Raw genomic sequence first — 12,279 nt, 5'->3', positions numbered from 1 at the left:
TGGACCGACGAATTCGCGACCTGGCGCCATGGCTTCGAGCTCAAGCAAAAGGCCGGACAGGACGTCTCGCTGGATGCGCTGGAAGGCGCCGGTCTGCTGACCAAGGCGCACGCCGGCGGCCGCGACGCGACTGCGCTGATCCAGCGATATTGCGAAAATTATCTCCAGACGGGCGATAGCGAACCCCTGCTCGCCCCCGAGCTGAACGCCGCGATGGCCCAGAGCCAGCCGCGGCCCGACGTCACCCGCTCGGCGCTGCTACCCTTGATGGTGGACCGCCCGCGCGCCCGCACCGGTGCGTGGTATGAAATGGTGCCGCGCAGCCAGGGCACCGAACCGGGTAAGCACGGCACCTTCCGCGACTGCATCGCGCGGCTGCCGGATGTCGCCGCGATGGGCTTCGACGTCGTCTACTTCACGCCGATCCACCCGATCGGACATACCAACCGCAAGGGACGCAACAATTCGCTGAAGGCCGAGCCCGGCGATCCCGGCAGCCCCTACGCGATCGGCGGTGAGGCCGGCGGCCACGACGCCATTCATCCCGAACTCGGCACGTTGGACGATTTCCACGCGTTCATGGATGCCGCCAAGATCGTCGGCATCGAAGTCGCGCTCGACATCGCCGTGCAGTGCTCGCCGGATCATCCCTGGCTGAAGCAGCACCCGGACTGGTTCAAGCGGCGGCCCGACGGCTCGATGAAATACGCCGAGAATCCGCCGAAGAAATACGAAGACATCGTCAACCCGGACTTCGCCTGCGACGACGCCGGCTCGCTGTGGAATGCGCTGCGCGACGTCATCCTGTTCTGGGCCGGCCACGGCGTGAAGATCTTCCGCATCGACAATCCGCACACCAAGCCGCTGCGGTTTTGGGAGTGGATGATCCGCGAGGTGCAACTGCGCCATCCGGACGTGCTGTTCCTGGCGGAGGCCTTCACCCGGCCGAAGCTGATGAAGGGGCTGGCCAAGCTTGGCTTCAGCCAGTCCTACACCTACTTCACCTGGCGCACGCAGAAGTGGGAAATCGAAGAGTATCTGACCGAACTCACCGGCTATCCGGAGCGCGAGTTCTATCGTCCGAACTTCTTCGCCAACACGCCCGACATCTTGCCATTCCATCTGCAGGGTGGTGAGCCGTGGATGTTCAAGTCGCGGCTCGTGCTGGCCGCGACGCTGTCATCGACCTACGGCATCTACAACGGCTACGAGCTGCTCGAGCACGAGCCCATTCCCGGCAAGGAAGAGTATCTCGATTCCGAGAAGTACGAAATCAAGGTCCGCGACTGGGACAAGCCGGGCAACATCAAGCCCTACATCCGCGACATCAACCAAATCCGCCGCACCAATCCGGCGCTGCAGCAGTTCGCCAATCTGCATTTCCTGCCGATCAACGATCCCAACGTAACCGGCTACGTCAAGACCTCTGTAGACCGCACCAATGTGGTGGCGGTCGCGGTGGCGCTAACGGGTGATCCTCATGAATTCTGGCTGCCGCTCAACGACGTCCAAATCGAAGTCGGCGGCGTGCTGCGACAGGTGGTGGCCGTCGAGAATCTGCTCACCGGCGAGCGCCATGGACTCGACTGGAGCGGCCTCAATGTGCGGATCGACCCGAACCGCGACCCTGCCCTGCTGTTCCGCTGCCTGGCTTGAGGCGCGGCAATGAATGTGATGACTGCAATCGAACAGACGACACAGACCGACACCACGGCTGCGGACGAGCTCTGGTACAAGGACGCGATCGTCTACCAGTTACACGTCAAGGCTTTCGCCGACAGCAACAATGACGGCATCGGCGACTTTGCCGGCCTGACAGAGAAGCTCGATTATCTGCAGGAGCTCGGCGTCACCACGCTGTGGCTGCTGCCGTTCTATCCCTCGCCGCAACGTGACGACGGCTACGACATCGCCGACTACGGCTCGATCAATCCCGATTTCGGCACCATGAAGGACTTCCGCCGCTTCATCCACGAAGCCAAGCGGCGCGGCCTGCGGGTGATCACCGAACTGGTCGTCAACCACACCTCGGACCAGCACAATTGGTTCAAGCGCGCCCGCCGCAGCCCGAAGAATTCCAGCGCGCGCAATTGGTACGTCTGGAGCGACAGTGACCAGAAATATCAGGGCACGCGTATCATCTTCACCGACACCGAGAAGTCGAACTGGACCTGGGATCCGGAAGCCGGCCAATATTACTGGCACCGCTTCTTTTCGCACCAGCCGGACCTGAATTTCGACAATCCGCGCGTCGTCAGCGCCGTCGTCAAGGTGATGAAGCGCTGGCTCGACACCGGCGTCGACGGCTTCCGGCTCGACGCCATTCCGTATCTGTGCGAGCGCGACGGCACCAATAACGAGAATCTTCCGGAGACCCACGCCGTCATCAAGACGCTACGCGCCGAGCTCGACGCCTACGCGCGTGGCAAAGTGTTGCTCGCCGAAGCCAATCAGTGGCCCGAAGACGTCCAGGCCTATTTCGGCGACAGCGACGAATGCCACATGGCCTATCACTTCCCGCTGATGCCACGCATCTACATGGCGATCGCGCAGGAAGACCGCTTCCCGATCACCGATATCATGCGCCAGACGCCGGAAATTCCGGCGAACTGCCAATGGGCGATGTTCCTGCGCAACCACGACGAGCTGACGCTCGAAATGGTCACCGACGTCGAGCGCGACTATCTGTGGAGGACCTACGCGGCCGATCCCCGTGCCCGTATCAATGTCGGCATCCGCCGCCGCCTCGCGCCGCTGATGGACAACGACCGCCGCAAGATCGAGCTGATGAACTCGCTGCTGCTGTCGTTCCCCGGCACGCCGATCATCTATTACGGCGACGAGATCGGCATGGGCGACAACATCTATCTCGGCGATCGCAACGGCGTGCGCACGCCGATGCAATGGTCGTCGGACCGCAACGGCGGTTTCTCCCGCGCCGATCCGGCGCGACTGTATGCGCCGCCGATCATGGACCCGGTCTACGGCTATGCTTCGGTCAATGTCGAAGCCCAGTCGCGCAGCCTGTCGTCGCTGCTCAGCGCGACCAAGCGGCTGATATCGGTTCGTAAATCCACCCTCGCCTTCGGCCGCGGCACGATGACATTCATCCGGCCGACCAACAGGGCGGTGCTCGCCTATGTGCGGCAGTACGAAGACGAGGTGATCCTATGCGTCGCCAATCTGTCGCGCTCGGCACAGCCGACCGAACTCGATCTGTCGCCGTGGAAAGAGCGCGTGCCGATGGAAATGCTGGGGCGCACGCGCTTCCCGCCGATCGGCGAGCTGCCGTACATGATCACGCTGGCGCCGTACGGCTTCTATTGGTTCAGGCTGGAGACGCCGGATATGGCCAAGCACGTGGCCACGGTGCCGGCCGTGCCTGAGTTCGAAACTCTGGTGGTGCCGCTCGGATCGACCTGGATGACGCTCGCGCGCACCCGCGGGGTGTTCGAGCGCGACGTGCTGCCCGCCTTCCTGTCACGAACGCGCTGGTTCCCGGAACGCAATCCGCGCGCCATCCAGCCGCGGCTGACGTCGGCGATTCCATTCGCCAACGACGGCGATAACCGGCCGTGGGTCGCGTTCTTCGAGGCGACGCTGCACGGCAGCGTGTCGCGCTACGTGCTGCCGATGCAGATCGCGTGGACGCGGTTCGACCGTGAGCGCTACAACCCGCGCGCCTTCGCCGCCGTGCGCCAGGGCCCGCGCGAGGGCACGCTGCTCGACGTCGCGACCGATCCCGAATTCATCGCGCTGTTGATCACGAACCTTCGCGACAATGTCACGGTCGAGGGCGATGATAACCGCCTGCAATTCCGCCCCACGGCGAAGCTCGGCGAGAAGCCGGACGAGCCGCACCAGAACATTCGCGCGGTCGAGACCGAGCAGTCGAACTCCACCGCACTGGTCGACGAGGAATACGTCGTCAAGATGTATCGGCGGCTGCAGACAGGGATCAATCCCGAGATCGAGATGGGCCGCTTCCTCACCGAGGTCGCCGGTTTCGCCAACACGCCGGCGCTGTATGGCAGCGTCGAACTCATCGAGGGCGACGACATCAGCGCCATCGCGGTTGCACACCAATTCGTGCTGAACCAGGGCGACGGCTGGACAGTGACGTCGAGCTATCTCGATCGCTATGTCGACGATCAGCGGCTCTTGACCGGAGACGAAGGCAGCCAGGAAAGCGAAGAGATCGCGCCGTACATGCGCTATATGGTGCAGACCGGCCGCCGCGTCGCGCAGATGCATCTCGCCCTGGCCGGCCACCCCGATGTCGCCGACTTCGCGCCCGAGCCGATTAGCAGCGACGACGCTGCAACGGCTACCAAGACGCTGACGGCAAATGCCGAACGCGTTCTCGATGAGTTGCAGCGCCGCCGTGGCTCGTTGAGGGACAGCGAGCGCGCTATGGTCGACGCATTCCTGGAGCAGCGCGACGCACTGCTTGCACGAATTAGCAGCCTGTTCGGCGGGGGTGACGGCGGTCTCAACATCCGCCATCATGGCGACTTTCATCTCGGCCAGATGCTGATCGTCAAGGACGATATCTACATCATCGACTTCGAAGGCGAACCGCGCCGCACGATGGCGGAGCGCCGCGCCAAGGCACCGGCGGCGCGCGACGTCGCTGGCCTGGTCCGCTCGATCGATTATTCGACCACGGCGGCGCTCGATCGCGCTTCGAAGAACGTGCCGGACGAGTCCGGTAAGCTCGCAGCAGCGCTGGAAGCTTGGCGGCAACTTGCTACCGACGCCTTCCTCGGTGCGTATCGAGATACCATGGGCGACAGTCCGGTGTGGCCGGCCGATGGCGACGCCGCTCAGCGCATTCTCGATTTCTTCCTGATCGAGAAGGCATTGTACGAAATCGAGTATGAACTCGCTCATCGTCCTGATTGGCTGCGAGTGCCGCTGGCCGGAATTCTGCGTATCCTGTCTCGGGATGCCGAGGAGACTGTATGACTGTGCATATGACCGACGAAGCCTGGGCTGTGCTCGAAGGCCGTCACGCCGACCCGTTCCGCTATCTCGGCCCGCATTCGGAGAGCGACGGTACGATCGTTCGCGCGTTGTTGCCGGATGCTGTGTCGGTCGAGGCGGTCGGCGAACATGGCGAGACGGCGCCGCTCGAGCGGGTGCACGACGGCGGCTTGTTCGAAGGCGCACTCCCCAACGGCTCGCAGAAGTATCGTCTGCGTGCCCGCTATGGCGACAACACGGTCGAGCTCGAAGATACTTACCGCTTTCCGCCGATCCTCACCGATTTCGATCTCTATCTGCTTGGCGAAGGCAGCGATCAGCGGCTCTACGACAAGCTGGGTGCCCATCCAATGGAGATGGACGGCGTCCAGGGTGTCGGCTTCGTCGTGCTGGCGCCGAATGCACGCCGCGTCAGCGTCGTCGGTGATTTCAATTTCTGGAATCCGCGCCGCCATCAGATGCGGGTGCGCGGCAACGGCTATTGGGAGCTGTTCGTGCCCGGCGCGCGCGCCGGCGATCACTACAAGTTCGACATCGCTGGCCCGCACGGCGAGCGGCTGCCGCTGAAGTCGGACCCGCTGGCCTTCGCCGCCGAGCTGCGTCCCAGCACTGCTTCGATCGTTGTGGACGCAACCAAGCTGCCGCAGCCGCGGCCGGCGCCCGAGAACATCAACGCGCTGTCGGCGCCGATGTCGATCTACGAGGTGCATCTCGGCTCCTGGCGCCGCAAGGACGGTGAAGAGTGGCTGACTTATCGTGAGCTCGCCGAGCAATTGCCCGCTTACGTGCGCGACATGGGCTTCACCCATGTCGAATTCCTCCCGGTCAGCGAGCATCCGTTCGACGGCTCGTGGGGCTATCAGCCGACCGGCCTCTACGCTCCGACCTCGCGCTTCGGCACGCCCGAAGACTTCATCGCGCTGGTCGACGCCTGCCACGCCGCCGGCATCGGCGTCATCCTCGACTGGGTGCCGGGGCATTTCCCCGACGATCCGCACGGCCTCGGCAATTTCGACGGCACAGCCCTCTACGAGCACGCCAACCCGATGCAGGGCCGGCACCTCGACTGGGGCACGCTGATCTACAATTACGGCCGCACCGAAGTCGTCAACTTCCTCACCGCCAACGCACTGTTCTGGCTGGAGCGTTACGGCATCGACGGGCTGCGCGTCGATGCCGTCGCCTCGATGCTGTACCTCGACTACTCACGCCCGGCCGGCGGCTGGATTCCCAACAAATTCGGCGGCCGCGAAAACATCGAGGCGATCGACTTCCTGCGCCGCTTCAACGCCCAGGTGTTCGGCCGCTTCCCGCAGGCCACCACCGCGGCAGAGGAATCCACCGCCTGGCCGCAGGTGTCGCGGCCGGTCGAGTTCGGCGGGCTCGGCTTCGGCTACAAGTGGAACATGGGCTGGATGCACGACACGCTGAACTACATCAGCAAGGATCCCATCCACCGCAAATATCACCACGGCCAGATCCTGTTCGGCCTGCACTACGCGTTTTCGGAGAACTTCATTCTGCCGCTGTCACACGACGAAGTCGTGCACGGCAAGCGCTCGATCCTCGGCCGCATGCCGGGCGACGAGTGGCAGCGCTTCGCGAACTTGCGGGCGTACTACTCGTTCATGTTCGCCCACCCCGGCAAGAAGCTGATGTTCATGGGCTGCGAGTTCGCCCAGGAGCGTGAATGGAGCCACGACCGCTCGCTCGATTGGCACCTGCTCGAACATCCCAAATATGCCGGCATCCAGGCGCTGATCCGCGACCTCAACCATCTGTATCGCTCTCTGCCGGCACTGCATCAGCTCGACTGCGACCCGTTCGGCTTCGAATGGGTCGTGACCGAGGATTCCGGCCGCAACGTGTTCGCCTGGATGCGCAAGGGCAACGACACCAAAGCACGCTGCCTGGTGATCACCAACTTCTCACCGAACGTTTACCAGGATTACCGCATCCGCGTGCCTTTCCCCGGCCGCTGGCGCGAGGTGTTCAACTCCGACGCGGGCCTCTACGGCGGCAGCAATGTCGGCAATGGCGGCGAGGTGCACACGCTCGAAGGCCTGGTGCCTGAACTCAGCCTGACGCTGCCGCCGCTGGCGGCGATCTTCCTGACGCCGGAGGACTGACGAGTTCTGAACAGGCGCGCCGACTTCGTGTCACATGCCGGTGTCCTTTGAAGATGAAGTTCGCTAACAAAGCCGTTCGTGTGAACTTCGGAAATCGGGACTTATAGCGATGCGCCTCACCGCCGGAACTGCCGCCCGTCTCGGCGCCACCTGGGACGGACGCGGTACCAATTTCGCGCTGTTTTCCGCCAACGCCCACAAGGTCGAGCTCTGCCTGTTCGACAGCCAGGGCCGGCGCGAGCTCGAGCGCATCGAGTTGCCGGAAAAGACCGAGGACGTCTGGCACGGCTATCTCGGCGACGTCTCGCCCGGCCAGCTCTACGGCTACCGGGTGCACGGTCCGTACGATCCCGAACGTGGTCATCGCTTCAACGCCCACAAGCTGTTGCTTGACCCCTACGCCAAGCGGCTCGCCGGACGGCTGGTGTGGAGCGACGCGCACTTCGCCTATCGCACCGGCTCGCCGCGCGAAGACCTGTCGTTCGACCGCCGCGACAACGCCCGTGGCGTACCGAAGGGCGTGGTGGTGGACGAGACCGCCGGCGGTGGCCGCCGCGAGACGCGGCCCAACGTGCCGTGGGAAGACACCATCATCTACGAGGCGCACGTCAAAGGCCTGACGCAGATGCGTGAAGATGTGCCGCCGGGTTTGCGCGGCACCTTCGGGGGCCTCGGCTGCCCGAGCATGATCGATCATTTCAAGCGGCTCGGCGTCACCACGATCGAACTTCTCCCCATTCACGGCTTTATCGATGACCGCGTGCTGGTCGAGAAGAAGCTGGTGAACTACTGGGGCTACAACACGATCTCGTTCTTCGCGCCGGAACCGCGCTACGCCGGCGACAAGGACGCGCTCGACGCCTTCCGCACAACGGTCGCGCGGCTGCACGACGCTGGCATCGAAGTGATCCTCGACGTCGTCTACAATCACACCGCGGAAGGCAATCACCTCGGGCCGACGCTGTCGTTTCGCGGCATCGACAACGCCTCGTACTACTGGCTGAAGCCCGATGCGCCGCGCTACTACGACGACTTCACCGGCTGCGGCTCGTCCGTCAACCTCACCCATCCGCGGGTGCTGCAGATGGTGATGGACAGTCTGCGCTACTGGGTCGAGGTCTGCCACGTCGATGGTTTCCGCTTCGACCTCGCGACCACGCTGGCGCGCGGGCCGAACGGCTTTCAGCGCAACGCCGGTTTCTTCACGGCGATCCGCCAGGACCCGGTGCTGGCGTCGGTCAAGCTCGTCGCCGAGCCGTGGGATCTCGGCATGGGCGGCTATCAGGTCGGCGCGTTTCCGTCGCAATGGTCGGAGTGGAACGACCGCTATCGCAGCGCCATGCGGCGCTACTGGGCCGGCGAAGGCAGCCTGATCGGCGAAGTGTCGCGGCGGATGACCGGTTCGTCCGACATCTTCAATCACGACAGCCGCATGCCGCGCGCCAGCATTAACCACGTCACCGTGCACGACGGCTTCACGCTGTCCGATCTCTACAGCTACGCCGGTAAGCACAACCTCGCCAATGGCGAGGACAACCGCGACGGCTCCAACGACAATCACAGCGTCAATTGCGGCGTCGAAGGCCCGACCGACGATGCGGCGATCCTCGCGCTGCGCCGGCAGCTCCGCAAGAACCAGCTCGCCTGCCTGTTTCTGGCTCAGGGCGTGCCGCTGCTGCTCGCCGGCGACGAAGCCGGCAACTCACAGGCCGGCAACAACAATGCCTATTGCCAGGACAACGAGATCGGCTGGGTCGATTGGAGCGGCCTCAATCGCGACGACGACATGGTCGAGTTCGTCGGACTGATGACCGAGATCCGCCGTAACTTTCCGCAGCTTCGCTCGAAGCGCTGGGTCGACGGCCGCCGCGCCGACGGCAGCTACGGCGTGCTGTGGCTGACGCCGTCGGCCGCCGAGATGACCGTGACGGATTGGGCTTATCCCGATGGCCGCTTTCTGGCGTACGTGCTCAGCCCGTCCGAGCCGGGCGGCAACGCGATCTTCATCGTGCTGAATTCCGGCATGGAAACCATCGACTTTCATCTGCCGCAGATCAGCGACTACGCCACCTGGCATCAGCTGTTCGACACCACGCGCGACACCGTACAAGTGGCGCCACTGTCGCCCGGTAGCGAGAGCGCGGCGCCGCCGCGGTCGGTGCTGGCCTTCTCGGGGAGTTCTGCATGACGGGTTTCGGACCAAAACTAACCGCGAACGGCGCGGAATTCCGGCTCTGGGCGCCGGGCGCCGAGCGGGTCGAGCTGATGCTCGACGGTCGCGCAGAGCCGATGCAGCGCGATTCCCGCGGTTGGTACACGTTCGAAGCTGCAGGCGTGAAAGCCGGTGCGCGCTATCGCTTCCGCATCAATGGCGATCTCGAAGTTCCCGACCCCGGCTCGCGCTTCCAGCCCGAGGACATCGCCGGCCCTAGCGAACTGATCGATCACGGCGCTTACGAGTGGCGCGCCAAGGACTGGCGCGGTCGGCCATGGACCGAGACCGTGCTGCTCGAAACCCATGTCGGCACTTTCACGCCGGAAGGCAGCTACCGCGCCATGATCGGCAAGCTGGACCATCTGGTCGAAACCGGCATCACGGCGCTGGAATTGATGCCGCTGGCGGACTTCCCGGGCCGGCGCAACTGGGGTTATGACGGCGTGCTGTGGTATGCGCCCGACAGCGTCTATGGCCGGCCAGACGATCTCCAGGCGCTGATCGACGAAGCGCATCTGCGCGGCCTGATGGTGTTTCTCGACGTCGTCTACAATCACTTCGGCCCCGAGGGAAACTATCTGTCGAGCTACGCGCCCACATTCTTCTCCGAAACCCACACGCCTTGGGGCAACGGTATCAACTACAATATCGATGAAGTCCGCACCTACGCCATCGGCAACGCTTTGGCCTGGCTGCGTGACTACCGGTTTGACGGGCTGCGGCTCGACGCCGTTCACGCCATCCCCGACCAGGGCAGCGTGCCGATGCTGCACGAATTATCCCGCGAGGCCGGCAAGCTTGCCGCCGACACCGGACGGCACATCCATCTGGTGCTCGAGAACGACGACAACATCGCCAGCCTGCTCGATCCCGTCACCGATCCCGCACGCGGCAAATATCGCGCGCAGTGGAACGATGACTATCACCACGCCTGGCACAGCGCGCTGACCGGCGAGAGCCAGGGTTACTACTCGGACTATGCCGATTCGGCGTTCGATCATCTGGCGCGCGCGCTCGGCTCCGGCTTTGCCTATCAGGGCGAGCCGTCGCCGCATCGCGGCGGCACGCCACGCGGCGAGCCGAGCGGCGATCTGCCGCCGCTGGCTTTCATCAACTTCCTGCAGAACCACGACCAGATCGGCAACCGCGCGCTCGGCGACCGGCTCGAAGCGCTGGCCAAGCCCGAAGCGATCGAAGCCGCGCTGCAGATCCTGCTGCTGGCACCCAATGTGCCGATGCTGTTTCAGGGCGAGGAATGGGGTTCGCAGGCGCCGTTCCCGTTCTTCTGCGACTTCCATGGCGAGTTGGCCGACGCGATCCGCAAGGGCCGTCGCAAGGAGTTCGAGGGAGCCTACGCCAAATACGGCGATGATGTCCCTGACCCGCTCAGCGAAGACAGCTTCACCTCGGCCAAGGTCGACTGGAGCGAGCCGACAGGCATCGGCGCCAAACGCCTCGCGCTGGTCAAGCGCCTGCTCGACACGCGCAAGCGTGAGCTCGTGCCGCATCTCAAGGACACCCGCTTCGGTGATGCCAAAGTGGATGAGCAGTGCTTACTCGCGGCGCATTGGAAGCTGGCGATGGGAAGCTGCATCTCGTGGCGAACTTATCGGACAATCCGATCAAAGCTGCGGCGCCGGCTGGGGCGAAGCTGTGGGGCGGTGGCCCGACTGATACACTTCCCCCGTGGTCGGTGATCTGGAGCCGGGCAGCCGCCTGACGAACGAACACTGCGGCCTAACCTCTCCCCGCGCGCGGGGAGAGGTCGATATGGCTTCGCCTAGCGAAGCCATATCGGGTGAGGGGGCGCCTCCGCGCATCTGAGCATCTGCCGCCTATCTTGGTATTCGGCCACGATTCGGCAACGAGCATGTGCTCGGCCGCGCGGAAACGCCCCCTCATCCCACCCTTCTCCCCGCGCGCGGGGAGAAGGAGCGCTTCGTTGTCTCGGCGACTCAGCGTCCTCTGAAAATGGAACCATTCCGCATTGCGGCGATTGCTTGTCGTGGCCTCGCCGGCCGGCGGCTGAGGCCTTTTTCATCGAGACGTCATGCCCCCTGCCCTTCCGACTGCAACCTACCGGGTTCAACTCACTGCTGATTTCGGCTTCGACAAAGCCGCTGCGATCGTGCCGTATCTGAAGCGGCTCGGCATTTCGCATCTCTATGCGTCGCCCTTCATGAAAGCGCGCAAGGGCTCGACCCACGGCTACGACATCATCGACCACACCCAGATCAATCCCGAGCTCGGCGGCGAAAAAGCGTTCGCGCGGCTCGACGCAGCGCTGAAAGACGCCGACATCGGCCTGATCCTCGATTTCGTGCCCAACCATGTCGGCGTGCACTACGCCGACAATCCATGGTGGCTCGACGTGCTGGAATGGGGCCCGGCTTCGCCGCACGCCGAGTCTTTCGACATCGACTGGGAGATGCTGCCGCATCGCAGCCGCGGCGGCGTGCTGCTGCCGATCCTCGGCACCTCCTATGGCAAGGCGCTGGAAGGCGGCGAGATCGAGCTGCGCTACGACGAATACGAAGGCAGTTTCTCGGCCTGGTACTACGAGCACCGCCTGCCGATCGCGCCAGAGCGCTACAGCGAGATCTTGCGCATCCTCGTGCGCGAGGCCGGCGCCGGCGACGAGCCGGCCGGCAAGGCAATCCTCGATCTTGCAGCCCGCTATACCGGACCGCGGCGGCCGAACTACAAGGAAGCGCCCGAATTCAAGGCCGGCCTCAAGGCGATCGACGGCGCGGCGGCGATCATCGCCACGGGCCTCGAAGCCTACAAGGCCGGCGAAGGCCGGCCCGCGCAGGTCCAGACGTTGCACAATCTGCTCGAGCGCCAGCACTACAAGCTCGGCCACTTCCGCCTGGCGTCGAGCGAGATCAATTATCGCCGCTTCTTCGACGTCAACTCGCTGGCCGGCCTGCGCGTCGAGAATGCCGGCAC

At 64.2% G+C, this 12,279-nt stretch carries 5 protein-coding genes and 1 pseudogene; all 6 read left to right on the top strand.

Features of this window, described 5'->3' with window-relative positions; all coding sequences use genetic code 11:
• Positions 1–1,656: alpha-1,4-glucan--maltose-1-phosphate maltosyltransferase (locus tag I5M_RS24445; RefSeq protein WP_022723792.1), on the top strand; the 1,656-nt coding region annotated here is incomplete at its 5' end.
• Between the two features lie 9 nt (positions 1,657–1,665).
• Positions 1,666–4,968 carry a maltose alpha-D-glucosyltransferase gene (gene treS, locus I5M_RS24440; RefSeq protein ID WP_022723791.1) on the top strand — a complete coding sequence of 1,101 codons (3,303 nt, stop codon included), beginning with the start codon at positions 1,666–1,668 and terminating at the stop codon, positions 4,966–4,968.
• On the top strand, positions 4,965–7,115 hold the full coding sequence (glgB, locus tag I5M_RS24435) for a 1,4-alpha-glucan branching protein GlgB (RefSeq protein WP_022723790.1): 2,151 nt from the start codon (positions 4,965–4,967) through the stop codon (positions 7,113–7,115). Before treS ends, glgB begins: the two co-directional genes overlap by 4 nt.
• A 109-nt stretch (positions 7,116–7,224) precedes the next feature.
• Positions 7,225–9,303, top strand: a complete 2,079-nt coding sequence (glgX, locus tag I5M_RS24430; protein WP_022723789.1) for a glycogen debranching protein GlgX — start codon at positions 7,225–7,227, stop codon at positions 9,301–9,303.
• Positions 9,300–11,050 (top strand): annotated as a pseudogene (gene treZ, locus I5M_RS30570) (malto-oligosyltrehalose trehalohydrolase). Before glgX ends, treZ begins: the two are co-directional and overlap by 4 nt.
• A gap of 330 nt (positions 11,051–11,380) precedes the next feature.
• The coding region (locus I5M_RS24420; RefSeq protein WP_031337450.1) for an alpha-amylase family glycosyl hydrolase at positions 11,381–12,279 on the top strand (899 nt) is incomplete at its 3' end.

The sequence above is a fragment of the Rhodopseudomonas sp. B29 genome, assembly GCF_000333455.1.
In the GTDB taxonomy this organism is placed as follows: domain Bacteria; phylum Pseudomonadota; class Alphaproteobacteria; order Rhizobiales; family Xanthobacteraceae; genus Rhodopseudomonas.
This window is presented reverse-complemented; position numbering and strand designations above follow the sequence as displayed.

What these genes read in the sequence shown, in the direction of transcription:
- glgX (WP_022723789.1), top strand. Translation starts at nt 7,225, where the DNA reads ATGCGCCTCACCGCCGGAACTGCCGCCCGTCTCGGCGCCACCTGGGAC.
- glgB (WP_022723790.1), top strand. Translation starts at nt 4,965, where the DNA reads ATGACTGTGCATATGACCGACGAAGCCTGGGCTGTGCTCGAAGGCCGT.
- treS (WP_022723791.1), top strand. Translation starts at nt 1,666, where the DNA reads ATGAATGTGATGACTGCAATCGAACAGACGACACAGACCGACACCACG.